The sequence below is a fragment of the Paenibacillus sp. RS8 genome, from assembly GCF_041956825.1.
GTDB lineage: Bacteria > Bacillota > Bacilli > Paenibacillales > Paenibacillaceae > Paenibacillus_AQ.
Genome location: NZ_CP168131.1, coordinates 6134531 through 6151281, shown reverse-complemented (window position 1 = coordinate 6151281; position 16751 = coordinate 6134531). Strand labels below are relative to the sequence as shown.

Annotated in this window: 16 protein-coding genes; 12 read left to right on the top strand and 4 right to left on the bottom strand. The window is 44.4% G+C overall.

The genetic code is table 11. From position 1 onward, the window contains the following. Window positions 1-67 precede the first annotated feature (67 nt). Window positions 68-814 (bottom strand): RluA family pseudouridine synthase, encoded by a 747-nt coding sequence (locus tag ACDZ28_RS28970; protein ID WP_231573831.1) that lies wholly within the window; start codon window positions 812-814, stop codon window positions 68-70. 3 nt (window positions 815-817) lie between these two features. Continuing rightward, entirely contained in the window at window positions 818-1681 is an 864-nt protein-coding gene (locus tag ACDZ28_RS28965; protein ID WP_042129425.1) for a class I SAM-dependent methyltransferase, read from the bottom strand. Between the two features lie 192 nt (window positions 1682-1873). On the opposite strand from ACDZ28_RS28965, the gene ACDZ28_RS28960 reads away from it, so the two are divergent. The 4 genes from ACDZ28_RS28960 to ACDZ28_RS28945 all read left to right on the top strand — a co-directional run bounded on the left by ACDZ28_RS28960 (window position 1874) and on the right by ACDZ28_RS28945 (window position 4636). Then, window positions 1874-2770 (top strand): helix-turn-helix domain-containing protein, encoded by an 897-nt coding sequence (locus ACDZ28_RS28960; RefSeq protein WP_156114834.1) that lies wholly within the window; start codon window positions 1874-1876, stop codon window positions 2768-2770. A gap of 97 nt (window positions 2771-2867) precedes the next feature. After that, on the top strand, window positions 2868-3233 hold the full coding sequence (locus ACDZ28_RS28955) for a VOC family protein (protein ID WP_042129420.1): 366 nt from the start codon (window positions 2868-2870) through the stop codon (window positions 3231-3233). A 169-nt stretch (window positions 3234-3402) separates the two neighbouring features. Further along, window positions 3403-3855 carry a flavodoxin gene (locus ACDZ28_RS28950; protein WP_042129418.1) on the top strand — a complete coding sequence of 151 codons (453 nt, stop codon included), beginning with the start codon at window positions 3403-3405 and terminating at the stop codon, window positions 3853-3855. A gap of 25 nt (window positions 3856-3880) precedes the next feature. Continuing rightward, window positions 3881-4636, top strand: coding sequence for a hypothetical protein (locus ACDZ28_RS28945; protein WP_375103427.1), 756 nt, complete (start codon window positions 3881-3883; stop codon window positions 4634-4636). Window positions 4637-4701: 65 nt separating this feature from the next. Here ACDZ28_RS28945 and ACDZ28_RS28940 read toward each other — a convergent pair whose 3' ends face one another. Continuing rightward, window positions 4702-5547, bottom strand: a complete 846-nt coding sequence (locus tag ACDZ28_RS28940; protein ID WP_042129416.1) for a GNAT family N-acetyltransferase — start codon at window positions 5545-5547, stop codon at window positions 4702-4704. A gap of 83 nt (window positions 5548-5630) precedes the next feature. After that, window positions 5631-5924 carry a GNAT family N-acetyltransferase gene (locus ACDZ28_RS28935; RefSeq protein ID WP_339287380.1) on the bottom strand — a complete coding sequence of 98 codons (294 nt, stop codon included), beginning with the start codon at window positions 5922-5924 and terminating at the stop codon, window positions 5631-5633. 883 nt (window positions 5925-6807) lie between these two features. Here ACDZ28_RS28935 and ACDZ28_RS28930 point away from each other — a divergent pair. From ACDZ28_RS28930 to ACDZ28_RS28895, 8 genes are all read left to right on the top strand, one after another. Beyond that, window positions 6808-7710, top strand: coding sequence for a winged helix-turn-helix domain-containing protein (locus ACDZ28_RS28930; protein ID WP_341113999.1), 903 nt, complete (start codon window positions 6808-6810; stop codon window positions 7708-7710). 234 nt (window positions 7711-7944) lie between these two features. Beyond that, on the top strand, window positions 7945-9693 hold the full coding sequence (locus ACDZ28_RS28925) for an ABC transporter substrate-binding protein (protein ID WP_375103426.1): 1749 nt from the start codon (window positions 7945-7947) through the stop codon (window positions 9691-9693). Between the two features lie 55 nt (window positions 9694-9748). Further along, window positions 9749-10702, top strand: a complete 954-nt coding sequence (locus tag ACDZ28_RS28920) for an ABC transporter permease (protein ID WP_339242616.1) — start codon at window positions 9749-9751, stop codon at window positions 10700-10702. A 16-nt stretch (window positions 10703-10718) separates the two neighbouring features. Next, the gene (gene opp4C, locus ACDZ28_RS28915; RefSeq protein WP_375103425.1) at window positions 10719-11642 is read left to right on the top strand and encodes an oligopeptide ABC transporter permease; all 924 of its coding nucleotides are present in this window, start codon (window positions 10719-10721) and stop codon (window positions 11640-11642) included. Window positions 11643-11653: 11 nt separating this feature from the next. Then, the gene (locus ACDZ28_RS28910) at window positions 11654-12637 is read left to right on the top strand and encodes an ABC transporter ATP-binding protein (RefSeq protein ID WP_076284612.1); all 984 of its coding nucleotides are present in this window, start codon (window positions 11654-11656) and stop codon (window positions 12635-12637) included. Beyond that, complete coding sequence (locus ACDZ28_RS28905; RefSeq protein ID WP_042190014.1) at window positions 12630-13595, top strand: ABC transporter ATP-binding protein; 966 nt, start codon at window positions 12630-12632, stop codon at window positions 13593-13595. Before ACDZ28_RS28910 ends, ACDZ28_RS28905 begins: the two co-directional genes overlap by 8 nt. Before the next feature lie 210 nt (window positions 13596-13805). Continuing rightward, window positions 13806-14423, top strand: coding sequence for a 50S ribosomal protein L25 (locus ACDZ28_RS28900; protein ID WP_339287375.1), 618 nt, complete (start codon window positions 13806-13808; stop codon window positions 14421-14423). Window positions 14424-14746: 323 nt separating this feature from the next. Further along, window positions 14747-16594: a fibronectin type III domain-containing protein gene (locus tag ACDZ28_RS28895; protein ID WP_339287374.1), complete on the top strand. Its 1848-nt coding sequence runs from the start codon at window positions 14747-14749 to the stop codon at window positions 16592-16594. Window positions 16595-16751 lie beyond the last annotated feature (157 nt).

Below are 16751 nucleotides of genomic sequence, written 5' to 3'. Positions count from 1 at the left end.
AAACAGGCAGCGATTCTCCGGTTAATGGACAATCACTGCCTGTTTTAAATTGCAAGAAAGGGCTGTTTTAAGAAAGCTCTTTTTTTAGTATTTCCCGCGACCACAGATCCCAAGGATAGGTTTGTGGCGGAAGAGAAATGAGTTCTACTTCTTCTTTAGTAACAGGGTGGGGAAAGCCTACAAGTGCAGACCACAGTGCAATTTGCTGTCCAGGTCTGTTCACCGAAGCCCCATACTTCTGATCACCGTATAAGGGGCAGCCGATGGAGCTAAGCTGCACTCGAATTTGATGTGAACGACCGGTAAGTAAATCGATCTTGAGCAGACTGTAACCCTCAGCGCTGCCAAGTACCGTGTAATCCAGAATGGCTTCCTTACCGCCGGGTGTTCCTTTCCGGACTACGGTGACGGTATTGCTCTTGGCGTCTTTAAGCAGCGTATCGGTAAGACGGCCATGAGATGCTGGTGGTTTACCGTGCACGACCGTTAAGTACACCTTATGAAAGCTGTGAGTTCTGACACACTCGGATAGTCTTGATGCTGCTTTTGATGTCTTGGCAAAGATCATTGCACCTCCAACCGGACGATCCAGGCGGTGGACTAGCCCCATATAGACATTGCCAGGTTTGTTAAAGCGTTCCTTCACATCTTCTTTGAGCAGGTTGAGCAGATCAGGATCTCCAGTAGCATCCTCCTGAACAGGAATATTCACGGGCTTCACAATGCCTAGAAGATGATTATCTTCGTATAACACTTCAAAGCGCTTCGACATTCCGTCCAACGGCTCATTGCTGCCAGATAAATGCTGTGTCATGGCTTACGCCTCCCAGCGTCCCAGAATACCGCATGGCAGGTTCATGCCGGAGGAAGTGATCGGAAGACCGATTTCGCCGGAGGTGAGCTTCCCACCATAACGTTTACCCATGGTCATCGACAACATATTACGTAGGACAGTTGGAGAAATCCCTGTGGTGTATGAATTGATTAGCATAAACAAAGGTTTGTCGCTCATAATTTGCATACAGCTCTCAAGGAAAGGATATAAGCTGGATTCCAGCTTCCACATTTCTCCGCCAGGTCCTCTTCCATACGAAGGAGGGTCCATTATAATCGCATCATACTTACTACCACGACGTTGTTCACGTTGTACGAATTTGAATACGTCATCCGTGATGTAGCGAACTGGACGATCACCCAGGCCGGACAGCTGGACATTTTCTTTGGCCCATTGCACCATTCCTTTAGCTGCATCCACGTGAACAACAGAAGCGCCGGCACTTGCTGCGGCTACAGTAGCTCCACCAGTGTAAGCAAATAGATTCAGTACTGAGATCGGACGGTTAGCAGCCGCAATCTTGTCCATCATCCAGCTCCAGTTGGCCGCTTGTTCAGGGAATAGCCCTGTATGCTTGAAATTCGTAGGACGGAGGTGGAATTTTAATTTTCCGTAACTAATCTTCCAATCGTCCGGAATCGTTTTTTTCATTTCCCATTGTCCACCACCAGCCGAGGAACGGTGATAATGACCATGTACATCACGCCATTTCGCGGTCTCATTGGAGAGTGGCCAAATAATTTGCGGATCAGGACGGCGCAGGATAATGTCACCCCAACGTTCAAGCTTCTCTCCACCGCCAGTGTCAATTACTTCATAGTCTTTCCAGTCGCTAGCTATATACATTTTTTAATCCATCCTTCAAAAATTCATTTAGCCTTTATTGTACATCATTTCACCATATAGCTACAAACAAAATACGCACAGGTCTAATGCACTGTTTATTTTATTGAATGAAGATAATGTGTATAATATTTCCATGCTGACTGCTGTTATTCTGGCAGATCAAGCAGCGATTGTGTATGATCAGAATCCAGAGTGCTTACAATTTTACCGATCGGAGAACAGCAGCTTATGTTCAATCTCGCACCTCTATATTTCCCGATAACTGCAAATCCAGCCCAAACCAGTGAATATCTACCCAACCAAGCTTTGCAGCCGTATATTCGCTGTTTCTGGGGCTCTGTTGCACCACGTATTCGTACGGATGTATCAGTTCCCTTAATGGACAAGATATCTTGTTATGAACCTCGAAATGAAACGATTATTCCGGATACATGCATGGACATTATTTGGGATTTAGATGAATCAACAGGGATAACAACATCCGTTTTTTCTGGCATCAATGATGCTCCATTTGAGGTGCCTTCAGACAGGGGGGAAGGGTTGATTTCACGATTCGGTATCCGATTTCATTTCTGGGCTGTTCATTTTTTTGCGGATGACCATCTGCGGGATGTCTTGAATGCATTTGTGGATGTAGACCATTACTTTAGTACGTTTAAAAGTGAGCTTGGACTATTGCTGGAACAAGCAAACTCTATGGATGAAAGAATAGCGGTAGCTGAGGCTTATCTGTTTCAGCGTCTTGACCGTGGAGGCCGGACTAACGATCGGATGATGAATGCCGTTTATACCCTAATTAAACAAAAGGGTGTCGTAACCGCTGAGGATTTGGAAGCCAGCTCTAATCTAAGCAGACGTCAACTCGAAAGACTGTTTCAAGAATACATAGGTGTATCACCTAAAAAAACAGCTGATCTTGTGCGATTTCAGAATGTATGGCGGGAAATGTATCATCAGCCTGTGCAGACGAAGAATATGCAGGATCTTATTTTTTCGTATGGATTCAGCCATCAGCCGCATTTCATAAATAGTTTCAAGAAATATGCAGGAAGAACACCACTTGAAGCTTTAGTCTATGCTGGCAGATAAAATGTCGCAATTTTGCAATACAAAGGCTGTTAGCCTTGTTAAACTAAATTCAAGTTAAAATTGACACTATGATGCTGAGAATGAAAGGGGACAAATTATGATTTCGTCTTTTGAAGGTACTAACATTTACACCAAGGACACAGCAGCGCTGGCTGCATTTTACTCGGAGGTGCTGGGTATTCCTATCCCGTTCGAAGGTTATGGCAATTTTGATGGCGCAAAGATTGGCTTTGACAAGAAGCAGCCTGGAATTATCATTTGGGATGCGACAAAATGGGACAAGCTCACGACAGGCTTTGTTAATTTAGTGTTCGGCTGCGATAATCTCGATGAGACGTATGAGCAATTAAAAGCTAAGGGACTGGATTGTCAGCCGCCGGTTACGATGGAGTATGGCGGGAAGGAAATGAACTTCCGCGATCCTGAGGGGAACCACATTACCTTACTCGAAGGAGCATACTAATTCAGTATTGAGCAAAAATAAGGATCGAACGCAAGCTTAACCGTGTGAATAACCGGGAGTTTGCGTTTTTTTATTTTTATCATTTGACAATGATAATCATTATCAAATAGAATGAGGGGGAAGCACACATCATTTAAATTTTATGTTTAGTAATGGGAGGAACAGATAGATGACTAAAGTGCTAGTGGCGTATGCCAGTTTAACTGGGAACACTGAGGAAATGGCTGAATTGATTGTAGAGGGAATACGCCAAGCAGGCGGTGAAGCCGTTTTGAAATCGGTCACTGAATGTAATGCGATTGAGATAAATTCATATGAAGGCGTTCTGTTAGGAGCATACACTTGGGGAGATGGAGAGCTGCCGGATGAAGCTCTTGATTTCTATGAGGAGATGGATGAGCTTGATTTGACCGCTATGAAATCAGCAGTTTTCGGTAGTGGAGATACAGGTTACGCCATTTATTGTGGAGCGGTGGACTTATTTGTGGAGAAGTTAAAGGAACGCGGGGCTTTTATATTACAGGATAGCCTAAAGATTGAATATGGACCGAACGCTGCTGAAAAAGAAGCTTGCCGCCAATTCGGTCGTCAATTTATCGAAGCTTGTACGGTGGTTTCATAGGATGGGCGGGCCAGCGGGAAGTTGGATGAAGAAATCAGTGAGTTTACATACGCCATCGTATAAACGGTTGCATGATTATCGAGTGGAGCACATTATGCTTGGTGGAGCCGAGAATTTATCAAGCGGTGCTCCAGCGACCGGGCTCCCACGCTGGCGCCAGCAGGTTCAATATGCTGTAGGGCATACACTTAACGACTTCTACAGTTTGTTGCCTGAAGTTCGAAGGGAAACACCTATACAATTTCTGTTAGAGCGTCGATGGCCTCCTAGAGGGGACGCATTTCCTTCATTACTTCAATATTGGGATATCAAGACGAGTATAGCTGATGAACTTATGCGTATCGTTTCGACCAATCATCTAGAGGAAATTCCGGTAATGCTATACGAGCAGTGGTATGTGCCCGTGCCGGAGTTGAATCTGGAGCTATCTATGATTACTCAATTGGCTTGGAATTCTTCTCAGCATGGTCGAAGTCTGAACATTCAGAAATTTATGGTGAATGGCAATGAGGATACCGTTGCAGGCTTTTTGCATATGACTAATGTCTTTTGTTATGCGGCCTACGGAGAGCCTGCAGAGACCGTGGAAATTTACTCTTTACTAGAGGGGCATAAATACACTTACAAGGGAAATGCAGTCCCGTATAAGGAGTCTTTGGATTACGTGCGATTGTTATCTGTATTTCTGGATCAGGAAGTGCTCGCTGACGGCTCGTTAAGCTGCAGTAACCGTAGAAGTGATAGAGGCGAAGCTAATGTTGGAGGCTTTGGACTCATGTGATAATAAGAAAGCCTCCTGCTCTACAGGCGAGAACGCCATTAGACAGGAGGCTTTAATTCTATGGATTAGCCGATATAGCGGTAATAATCCTGTTTATTCTGAATGACAAAGCCACAGCTTTCATATAGCTTAAGCGCATTAGGATTATCTAGAGCGACCTCCAGATTAATGCCATTATAGTTTTTACGTTCTCGTTCGATCGTTTGAAGAAGTGCGCTTCGACCAATACCAAGTCCTCGTAGCTTCTTGTTGACGGTAAACCCATAAATCCAAGTTTCATTATCTTCGGTCCACAGTCGCATTTTACCAACAGGTTGTCCGTCCATTTCGATCATAATATGCTCTTGCAGATCTTCTTGCTTCTGCAGGTCATAAAGTTCGGCGGCATCTGCTGTCTTCATGTCAAAGCCTCCACAATCCAGCTCTACGAGGATAGGTGCTTCGTCTGCACGAGCAGGTCGTAAGATCACAGTTCCTGTCGCTGAGCTTGCTTCAGAAGAAGCAACCGAATCTCCGCTCCATTTCATTTGATATTCCGCGTGGTTGAACTGAAGAGGTAGTGTTTGCAGGAACGCAGCTCCGGAAGCTGAGGAGGCGGGAGCATTTAGAAGCAGGCTATCAACATTGCCCCGTTTGATAATCGTCTGTGCCCGGTTCCACAGGGAGGTGAAGATTCCACGTCGACGGTAACCTGGTCGAACCATACCGCAAACTTCCATTTCACTTCCGAATCCATACAAACCTAGGAATCCGACCAGTAGTTCATCATCATAGGTCACAAGCCATTCTGTATCACCAACATTTGATGGGCCGCGAAGCATATCCCAATTCAACTTTAGTGAAATTCCGTCATATTGCTCACAGCGTTCTTGTAACTCCTCTATATTTCTCAAAGTATCAGTAGTAGTCAAACCCGTTTCCTCCTAAAGTGTATTTGAACTAAGTGAATAAGTTCGAATAGGTTGATAAAGCTTTACGGAAACGGGAAGAGAGATCAGTCTCGTCCGCCTGTGTTCCCGCTCAGCACGTCCTTATACTCCGGATGCTTCTCGAATTGATGAGCTGCATAGGAGCACACAGGAACAATTTTTAAATTTTCATTTCGGGCTTTATCTACAACAGCCCGTACAAGTTCTTCACCGGTACCTTGCCCGCGCAGTTCTTCAGAGACACGGGTGTGGTCAATGACCAATTCCCCAGCCTCTTTATCCAAACTGTATGTGATCTCGGCAAGGTCCTTACCGTCATTCGCAACAAAAAAACGATCTGTCCCATTTTGAATTTGCATCTTATGGCTTCACTCCTAAATTGTTATTGCCTATATTTTACTACTGCGATTTGTAAAAAGCGAGGCACTAAGCAGATTGATTGCTCACCCTGGACGTTTGATGGCGTTCCATAGATGGATTTATCGAGGAAGTTAGGATTATTGGTGTGAATGATGCGCTCATGTTACTAAAGGCAGTTGCTTTGTAATGTTTGTTCTGCAAGTAGTCTGGCTTTGCGGAATGGGGATAGGAGGCAGACGTGATCGAGTGACTTTTGGCGAGCCGAGAAGGCGGAAGGGGTTGAATTTCTGGACAACCTAGTGTGCTGGATACGCAAGCCGGCCCAGACATTCCCAGCACTCTGAGGTAGGAATATCCAGGACAGCCGGACTCATGGGAATCCTTGAGACCTCAGCGTGCCCAAAATTCCTGTTATCATAATCATCCACTGGAGCTTTCGGACTTAGATGACGTTATTTGCAAATTTTTAGCCGTTTGAGTAAAGTTTCAGACTCCATTTCAGCTATTCCTTAGGAAAAAGCACAAATTAGGCGATTTCTATGCCAATAGCGCCTATGGAGTCCGATAGAACCCCAAATTGGGGGGAATACTGCTTATAAGGTCCACTGTGCCCGATAGCAACTTCGTGAGGGTATGTGTTCACCGATGGAGCCGAACTGTAATGTCCTGCTGCATATTAGTAGCAATTCCCTTTTAGACTCTCGCAATCTCAAAATCAAAGTGAGATGCAAATAAATTCTTCATTCAAACAGTAGTCAAGCAGCAGTCAATGAATTTTTATACACTCCCGTTTATAAAGTAGCTTGCGTATTCTCAGGATAATACAATAAGATTAAGAGAATATCTCACTACTGAAAAGAACCGCTAGCAGGAGGAATCATTGTGGAATACAAAGTTGAGGTTGAATTTGGATCGATTTACGAGTTATTGAATAGCTTACATACTTATCTCTGCAAAAAATCCTATAAGAAGATTGACCTAGGGGTAGCGTGGGTTACTGAAATTGAAAGCACCCTAAGTGAGGAACTATTATCCCGTCTGAAGGAAACTGAACTAAACAATGAATGGAAAATGTTGAATCTGCTCATTTACTGTTGTCCATTCAAGGATGATGTAGACAGTGTGCTGAACTGGATTGAAGGGTTAACAGTTGGCGAGTTATATGAGACCTTATCAAAATATGTAAAGGTATTTCCAAGCCATATGGAGGATTACCGTAATCGCGTAGTATTTTTACTCTCCGAATGGAACCGCCAGTACTTTAGTCAATGCAATCCTGCGATTCTAAGCAAATTACAGCAGCATACGGATTTGAAGAACAAGGAGCTTAATGAACTGGATACTGCTGATTTTGTGAACAAAACGACCAACGGATTCTATTTCATGCCTACTGATGGGCTTAAGAAGCTTGTATTAATTCCACAGTATCATTTTCAGCCTGCTAATATCATCTATTGCTACGGTGAATTAACAATCTGTCATTATGCGGCCTGGATTTCGATGGAGAACGAGGAAATTTCACCTTTTATGTATAGAGCCATTCGTAGTCTGGGTGAAAAAAGCCGCCTGAAAATTCTCCATGCTCTTAGCGGTGGTCGCAAAACATTCACCGAAATTGTTAAGCATGCGGGAATCTCGAAGGGGATTGTGCATGATCATATTTTTAATCTTCGTTGTGCAGGTTTGCTTCATGCCTATATTGAAGGGGAGAATGTCACCGGGTACAGTCTGCGTCTGGAAGGCATTCATCGGATGAATGAGCAGCTATTTGATTATTTAAAATAATCATTTCACAAAAAAATATAACGATCTAAAAGTCAGAATTCTCTTATGCAGAGAGGGTTTTGGCTTTTTTTAGTTGTCTTAATTTTCATTTGATTCTGTTTATAGAGAATTTTTTTAAAGTTCTCTCTTTACAGAACTCGAAAACCTTTCTATAATGAACATCAGAAGTTATTCATACTTAACAGGTAGGAATTATAGTTATTATTCTATTAGAGAGAAAAGGGAGATAGGTACATGAGAAAAAATGCGATTGTAATCACTTCATTACTGCTTACGGGTTCACTGTTACTTTCTGCTTGCGTTAACAACAGTAATAACGAATCCTCGTCTGGTAACAACGCGGCTGCAGGGTCCAATTCAACCAATGTGGAAGCAACAACTCCGGCAGAGACTGTTCCTGCGGGTGCGCTAAGCGAGCCTTTTACCGCAACCGATTTGTCCAAACTTCCAGCAGTTGCACAGAAACGTACAGACACCATTATCGTAGGGTTAACGGACCCAAGCGGAGCTTTTACTCCGTATTTTCAGCAAAGTGGTTATGATGGCAATGTATCTTCACTGCTATACGCTTCTCTCGTAACTGTAGACGATAAAGGCGTTCCAACACCGGAGCTTGCAGAGAGCTGGGATGTTTCGGATGATCAGCTTACATACACGTTCCACTTGAGAAAAGATCTGAAATTCAGCGACGGTTCACCATTGACAGCGGATGACGTAGCGTTTACTTGGACGATACAATACGACAAATCGTATGACGGTAGCTCACAGCTCCCATCACTAAATGTTAAAGGCGGCAAAGCCTATAAAGATGGTTCTTCTACAGCAATAGAAGGGATTAAAGTGATTGATCCACAGACGATCTCAGTGACGCTTGAGCAACCAAACGCAACAGCGCTGGTACAGCTCGGCTCGAATGTTCTGTCGAAAGCTTACTATGGCAAGGACTATAAATTTGGAGATCTTGAATACATCAAGAAGCTGCATGAGAAGCCACTTGGAGATGGACCTTACAAGCTGGAGAAATTTATTCCGGGGCAAGAAGTACGTTTTGTGGCGAATGAGAATTATTTCAAAGGTAAACCCAAAACCGAACATTTCATTTATAAAACTACGGAAGGCGATGTATGGCAGTTCGTAGAAACAGGTGAGGTAGACTACGCTTCTTTTAGTGCGACAGACGAGAATATCGAGAAGCTGAAAGCGCTCGGTTTTGTGAATATTATTCCTTACACTCCAAGTACCTATGGTTATTTGCAAGTCAATCTGAAGCATGAACAGCTCAAGGATAAGCTTGTACGTCAAGCCATTGTGTACGGTCTGGATCGTCAGAGTATTTATGTAGATGCAGCGCAAGGTGCAGGCTCAATTGCCAACATCCCGGCATCCCCTATCTCTTGGTCTTACACGGAGGAAGGCATTAATGCTTACAAATATGATCCGGAAAAAGCAAAACAATTGCTGGATGAAGCAGGCTGGACAGTAGGCGCGGGTGGTATCCGTGAAAAAGATGGCAAACCGCTTACCATTCACTACCTCGGCTCTAAGAGCAAAAATACAGATATTTTCATTGCTGTAGCTAAAGAGAATTTTGAAGCACTGGGTATCGATTTCCAGCCTGAGGTTTTTGCAGACTTTAACTCTTTGGTATCTAAGGTAGAAGGCGGGGACTACGATCTCGTATCCTTCTCCACTAGTATGTTGACTGATCCGGCTGACGGGTTTATGCAATTCTTCGATGGAGAAATCACGGATTATGACAATCCGAAATTCCTGGAGCTATACAATAAAGCCTTAGCTACTACTGATATTGAAGCACGCAAAGCGGTATACAAAGAGCTGTACCAGCTCTTCAATGATGAACTGCCTATTATTTTCACAAGTTACAAAAAGACTGTATACGCCTATAACGGACGTATTGAGAATCTATCGGTCAGCCCGTTCATCGGTCTTGCTGGCAGTCTGCCAACTTGGAGCCTGAAATAAATAAAACAGTGTCTCCTGCTCTGATGAGCAGGGGACAAATCATAAGGAGTCTGTCATGAGCGCTTATTTATCGAAAAGACTGTTGTACATGGTCATTATCTTATTTGCGGCATCATTATTGATCTTCTGCCTGTATGCATCAACCCCCGGCGATTTCATAACTGGAAATATCAAATTGACTGCAGAACGTAAAGCTGAGCTGCGTGAGATCTACGGCTTGAACAAGCCGATGCTTGAGCGGTATGGAATCTGGATGAAGAATGCGCTGCATGGCGATTTCGGTTATTCCTTAGCCCAACAGAAGCCTGTGCTGCAGCTTTTTAATGATTATATTTGGAATTCCTTTCTACTGGCTGCCGTTTCCACGTTTCTGACGTGGGTGATTGCAGTTATTATTGGTGTGATTTCAGCTTATAAGCAATATTCATGGTTCGATACTCTCGTGATGATCGCTATATTCGCAGCAATGTCACTGCCGTCATTTTTTATAGGCTTATTCCTGATCAAAATTCTGGCCGTCGATCTGAAGTGGCTGCCTCCGGGTGGAATAATCACTACGGGCAGTAATGCTACGGGTCTGGCGTATTTTAAGGAGATTGTAACGCATATGACCCTTCCGGTTGTTGTTATGACCCTCCTTGGATTAGGATCGCTTACCCGTTATTTTCGAAGCAATATGATCGATGTCTTAAAGCAGGATTATATTCGTACCGCCCGTGCCAAAGGCTTAAAAGAACGCAAGGTGCTATTTACACACGCCTTACGTAATGCCTTGCTGCCCGCAATTACACTGGTTGGTTTCGAGCTTCCAGCACTATTTGGCGGATCACTTATTATTGAAAAAATATTCAATTGGCCTGGGATTGGCCAGCTGTATATGCAGTCCTTCGGACTTAGGGATTATCCTTTGCTGATGGGCTTTACGATGTTTATTGCCATACTTACCGTCATAGGAACGTTGCTTTCGGATGTTTTGTACCGGATTGCCGATCCTAGAGTTCGGCTATAGAGAGGAGGAAGCTGACGTGGCAGTTCAAAGTAATGTAGAGGGTATCTCGAAACCCCAGACCACCAAAGGAAAATCCTCTTTATTCCGGCAATCCCTTCGGAGGTTGCTGAAGAACAAGCTGGCGGTATCCGGGTTTGTGGTAGTGATCTTTATGTTTGCGCTTTGTTTTATTGGCCCGCTGTTCTCACCCTATACGGATAACAAAATTAATATGGCATTGATGAACAAGGCACCTAATATGAAGCATTGGCTTGGCACTGACGCGCTGGGCAGAGATATTTTGACCCGGGTGATGCAGGCAGGACGCATTTCACTAACAGTAGGACTGGCATCAATGGTTCTTTCGGTGTTTATCGGGGCTCTTTTGGGAGCCATAGCTGGGTATTACCGCGGAATCGCCGATCAAATCATAATGCGGATTGCGGATCTTTTATTGACGGTTCCGAGTTTGCCGCTGCTCTTTATTATTGGAGCATTATTATCAGAGTGGAAGATTCCAACGGACTACCGGATGTATATCGTTATGCTTATGCTCAGCATTGTGAGCTGGCCAGGTATGGCGCGTATGGTACGGGGGCAAATGCTTAGTCTGCGAGAACGTGAGTTTATGCAAGCAGCTGTAGTATTAGGCCTTCGGGATCGGCGTAAATTGTTTAACCATTTGCTGCCGAACATTGTCCCGCTGCTGATCGTTATGGCAACGCTCAACATCGGTGGCGCTATTCTGAGTGAATCGGTTCTTAGCTTTTTTGGGCTAGGTGTTATGCCGCCAACCCCAACCTGGGGCAATATGATTGACGCAGCGAATAATATGATCGACTTCAAGGATCGGCCGTGGCTGTGGATTCCGCCTGGGCTATCCATTTTCGCGACAGTAATCGCGATCAATATTTTTGGTGACGGACTCCGGGACGTACTTGATCCTAAACAGAAGAGGTAGGTGACCCTCACATGAGTGATTTAATGAATATAGACGGTCTAAGTACATACTTCTTCACGGAAGAAGGAAAAGTGAAGGCCGTTGATGATGTAAGCTTCCGTGTCCGTGAAGGAGAGACGGTCTGTATCGTCGGAGAATCGGGCTGCGGCAAAAGTGTAACTGCGATGTCCATCATGGGTCTTGTTGAAGAGCCAGGGGGCAAGGTTGCCCATGGAAAAATTGATTTTCAGGGTGAAGATTTGTTGCAAATGGACAAAAACACACTGCGAGCTATCCGTGGCAACGAGATCGCGATGATCTTCCAGGAACCCATGTCCTCCCTTAATCCTGTAATCAAGATCGGTGAACAAATTATGGAGCCGCTGATTGTACATTTGAAGATGAATAAGAAGCAGGCGCGTATCCGGGCGATTGAACTAATAAAACAGGTAGGCATATCACGACCTGAGCAAATTGCTGATAGTTATCCACATGAATTAAGTGGAGGGATGCTGCAGCGGATAATGATCGCTATTGCTATCGCCTGCAGTCCCAAGTTATTGATTGCAGATGAACCGACAACGGCGCTGGATGTAACGATTCAAGCACAAATTCTGGATATGCTTCGTGAAATTAAAGACAACTCAGGCATGTCTATTCTATTAATCACCCATGATCTGGGTGTAGTCGCGGAGATGGCTGACTACGTGATTGTTATGTACTCCGGAAAGATTGTGGAGGAGGGGGAGGTTGTTGAATTGTTCAACAACCCCAAACACCCGTATACGAAAGGGCTGCTCAAATCGAAGCCAGTTATCAATCAGCGGCAGGATGAGCTGTATTCCATACCAGGCCAAGTACCAAATCCGCTTGAGCTTGTACCTTCTTGCTATTTTCATGACCGCTGTGAGCACTGCATGCCTGTTTGTGTCAGCCAGCAGCCCCAGCTTAAAGAAGTGGCCAGCAGACAAAAGGTAGCTTGCTGGTTGTATGAGGAGGCGGTTGTTCATGCCTGAGGCATTGCTTGAGGTCAATCATCTGAAGAAATATTTCCCTGTCACTAAGGGATTGCTTAACCGAACGGTTGGGCATGTAAAGGCTGTTGATGATATTAGCATCACGCTTCAGCCAGGGGAGACGTTTGGGCTTGTAGGAGAATCCGGGAGCGGAAAGAGTACGGTCGGACGGACGATTTTACGGCTAACGGATAAAACGGCAGGCGAGATCAAATTCAAAGGAATAGACATTCATTCTTTGTCCCCCGCTGAATTGCGAAATATCAGACCCCAAATGCAGCTAATCTTTCAAGACCCGTATAGCTCACTTAACCCTCGGGTCCGCATAGGTGATGCTATCGGAGAAGCTTTACTGGATCATGGCTTATGCTCAAAATCAGAGGTTCGTGATCGTGTACTTGAGGCGCTTGAGGCATGTGGTTTATCCTCTTATCATATTGATCGCTTTCCGCATGAATTCTCAGGAGGACAGCGACAACGGATCGGAATCGCGCGTGCGCTTGTGCTGAATCCTGAGCTAATCATTGCAGACGAGCCAGTCTCGGCCTTGGATGTGTCCATCCAAGCACAGATTATTAATTTATTCAGTAAGCTGCAGCAGAGCCGTGGGCTCACCTATTTGTTTATCTCCCATGATTTGAGTGTGGTTGAGCATTTATGTTCAAGAATCGGTGTTATGTATCTGGGATCTATGATGGAGACGGCTTCTAGAGATGAATTATTTAAGAACCCGCTCCACCCGTATACCAAGGCATTGCTATCAGCTGTTCCAATACCTATTCCCAAGCTGAAAAGGGAAAGAATTGTCCTTAAGGGGGATATTCCAAGTCCGGTGAACCCTCCTTCTGGCTGTAAATTCCATACCCGTTGTCCCTATGCTCAAGAGGTTTGCAGATCTGAAATCCCGGAATTCCGGGATGCTGGCAATAACCACTTTGTAGCTTGTCATTTGGTCTGATAGCTGTCAAAGATATAATGACGATTCGCTCCTAAGTCTTGAATAATTAAAGTTGAATTGTATAATAATACAATTTGACCTTATTTTTGCCTGTGCTCAAAAATTTATTAAGGGTTTCGAAGCCAGGTTAATGGGGTAATAGAGAGTGGTTAGGTTAGACGTACATATCTAATCGGTCTAGTATAAAATCCCTACTTAGGAGGAATCATCGTGAATACAACAGTACGTTTGACAGAAAGATCCGGCTCGACTTCTTCACAGCGCAGAAAAGGCTTTGTACCGGTAGTCGTGTACGGTGCAGGTTCAGATAGCCAGTCCTTTACAGCGGATGCTAAGACAATTACCGGGATTTTGGCTAATAACCCTCGGGCAGTATTAACCTTGGAATTACCAGACTCGGGTAAAAAGAACGTTGTCATCCAAGAAATTCAGCGCCAGCCAGTATCCAAACAACTGCTGCATATTGATTTTCAACAAATTGATATGAAAGCTAAATTGGATACAAAAGTGGCATTCCACTTTACAGGTGATCCAGTAGGTGTGAAGAGTGGCGGCGTGCAGCAAATTGAATTGCATGAGCTGGATATTCGCACACTTCCAGATAAATTAACGGCATCCTTTGAGGTGGATATCAGTGGACTTGATATTGGTGACCAATTGCTGGTATCTGATCTGCCTAAGCATGAAGGCTGGGAAGTGTTGACACCTGAGGACACTTTGATTGTCCGGATCGCACCTCCAGCAGCTCAAGAGCCAACCGATGAAGATGCTGCTGAACCAGCTGCAGTCGAAGCTTCTGAAGCTTCTAATGAAGATAAAGCAGAATAGAATAGTGATTAAATCATAAAGAGCAGATAGAATCCTACCCAAGGAGCTGTCTGCTCTTTTTGTTTTGTCTTCGTGAACACGAATTAATAAAATAAGTGCGGTCTTTCGTATAGTTTCTTAAATGGGATTTATGGTTGTTTCGCCTCATTTAGTTAAAATTTTACAGAAAATCGTTGACTAATAGGCCCCAAAGGCTGAAAATGAGGACAATTACCATGGTAAAGATTTCAAAAGTTCCTGTTGTCGCTGTTTGAAAACGCTTTAGTATTATGCTTCAAAGAACTCTCATTGCCCAGTTCATTATGAATATGAGGAGGAAAGTTATGAAGATGAGGAAGCTGTTTTCGATCTTAATGACAAGTCTGCTGGTTATTGGAGTAGCTCTACCTATGGGTGGAAAAGTGAGTGCAGATCCTGCAAGTGACGCTTCAAATCGTGCTTTAATCTGGTTGAAGGTCCAGCAGGATGCAACAGCGGGGTATGCTTTTGAGGGATTGGTAGATAGCTTTGAAGATTTCTGGGGACCAAACAACCCCAAACAGATTGTATACACGTATGATCAAGCGGTTGCAGCTATCGCCTTTATTATAAAGGGTGAACGGACGCGGGCAGAGCAGGTCTTGAACAAAATGCGGGACATTCAAGATCCTTCAGGCTTCTGGCTGAATTCTTATTGGTATAACAACGGCTACGGAGAAGAAATTCGTAAACATGTGGGGCCGGTTGTATGGATGGCAATGGCTGCTATGGCTTATGAGAAGGAATATAATGACACGCGGTATCGTCCAATGGCGCTCAAAGCGCTCGATTGGAGCTTGCAGTATAAAAAAGCAAATGGCAGTATCGCAGGAGGCTGGAGTGCTTGGAGTAACTCCGATGAGCCATGGAGCTCTACCGAGCACAATATCGATATTTACCGGGTGCTGCAGTATTATGCTTCGGTGGATTCCTCCAAGGCAGCCACTTATAATAGTGCAGCTTCTGGAGTTAAATCCTTCTTGGATAATTATGTGTGGGATGACAGTGTCAAACGCTTCAAGGGAGGTTGGAAAAACGATACGAATCTAATTGATCCTAAAATTCCTTTAGACGTGAATCCATGGGGAGTACTGGCCTTAGGAGTATCCGGCACCCATAACTACGGTGCAAGTTTAACTTATGTGGAAATTGCTTCCGGCACTCCAGGTACACTTGCGAATCCGCGTTACAAGCAGACGCTAACTTACAATGATGCTGGGAATACACTCACCGGCTATGATTTTGACTGGACGGACGAAGTTTTGCCAGCTTATGACGATAACGGGAATCAAATCGGTAATACGGGTGCTGATGTATGGTTTGAAGGAAGCGCATTTATGTCGCTCGCCTACTTTATGCAAGGCAATGTATCCAAAGCAGATGCCATTAACACTGAAATTATTAAAAAGCAAGGCACAAGCGGCGCTTCGCTTGGGGGAATCCCCTACTCGCTGAAAGGGACCAGCAACAGCTATTGGGTTATGGCACAGCAAAACTGCGTGTCCAGCACGGGTTGGTTAATTCTATCACTACACCGGTTTAATCCATTCACAGGTCAATACTTGACGGGTGGAGGTAATACTGGAGATACAACAGCACCCACTGCACCCACTAATCTGACAGTAACCAGCAAGACGGATACAGCAGTTAACCTGAGCTGGTCTGCTTCAACTGATAATGTTGGTGTTACGGGATATCTCGTTTATCGCGGAACACAGCAAGTAGCCTCTGTGGCAGATACTACGGCTACTGTTACTGGACTAACTCCAAACACAGCCTATACGTTTACAGTAAAAGCTACGGATGCAGCGGGTAATCTATCATCCGCCAGTAATGCCGCAACGGATACTACTAATCCATCTGGAGGCAGCGGAGGCGGTGATCATGTGACGGCTGACTTTACAGCAGGGGTAACGAGACTTTCTTCAACAGAAGCGAGCATTTATATTACACCTGTAACCAGTGCTCTTTATGTAGATGTGCATTATAAGGTTAACGGGGGGCCACAGCTTAATTACCGGATGATCAATAGCTCAGGTACATGGAAACAGACGGTGAGTGGGTTAAGTGCTGGCAGCAGCATTGAGTATTGGTTCACTTATGAGAAATCCGGGCCACAATATGATTCAGCTCATTATACTTTTGTTCAGTAGTGAGATTATGAAAGACTTGAACAATAAAATTCGTAGATAGAGCAAGTAAAATAAAGAAGGCTTTCCAAGATGCCATAGTATTGGCTAGGGAGGGCTTTCTTTTTCTTTTCTTTGTTTTAAATGAAGAGTGAAGCAACAGCCTAGCTTAAATCAAAGA

What these genes read in the sequence shown, in the direction of transcription:
- ACDZ28_RS28955 (WP_042129420.1), top strand. Translation starts at nt 2,868, where the DNA reads ATGATTTCGTCTTTTGAAGGTACTAACATTTACACCAAGGACACAGCA.
- ACDZ28_RS28965 (WP_042129425.1), bottom strand. Translation starts at nt 1,681, where the DNA reads ATGTATATAGCTAGCGACTGGAAAGACTATGAAGTAATTGACACTGGC.
- ACDZ28_RS28945 (WP_375103427.1), top strand. Translation starts at nt 3,881, where the DNA reads ATGAAGAAATCAGTGAGTTTACATACGCCATCGTATAAACGGTTGCAT.
- ACDZ28_RS28970 (WP_231573831.1), bottom strand. Translation starts at nt 814, where the DNA reads ATGACACAGCATTTATCTGGCAGCAATGAGCCGTTGGACGGAATGTCG.
- ACDZ28_RS28920 (WP_339242616.1), top strand. Translation starts at nt 9,749, where the DNA reads ATGAGCGCTTATTTATCGAAAAGACTGTTGTACATGGTCATTATCTTA.
- ACDZ28_RS28925 (WP_375103426.1), top strand. Translation starts at nt 7,945, where the DNA reads ATGAGAAAAAATGCGATTGTAATCACTTCATTACTGCTTACGGGTTCA.
- ACDZ28_RS28895 (WP_339287374.1), top strand. Translation starts at nt 14,747, where the DNA reads ATGAAGATGAGGAAGCTGTTTTCGATCTTAATGACAAGTCTGCTGGTT.
- ACDZ28_RS28910 (WP_076284612.1), top strand. Translation starts at nt 11,654, where the DNA reads ATGAGTGATTTAATGAATATAGACGGTCTAAGTACATACTTCTTCACG.
- ACDZ28_RS28950 (WP_042129418.1), top strand. Translation starts at nt 3,403, where the DNA reads ATGACTAAAGTGCTAGTGGCGTATGCCAGTTTAACTGGGAACACTGAG.
- ACDZ28_RS28935 (WP_339287380.1), bottom strand. Translation starts at nt 5,924, where the DNA reads ATGCAAATTCAAAATGGGACAGATCGTTTTTTTGTTGCGAATGACGGT.
- ACDZ28_RS28905 (WP_042190014.1), top strand. Translation starts at nt 12,630, where the DNA reads ATGCCTGAGGCATTGCTTGAGGTCAATCATCTGAAGAAATATTTCCCT.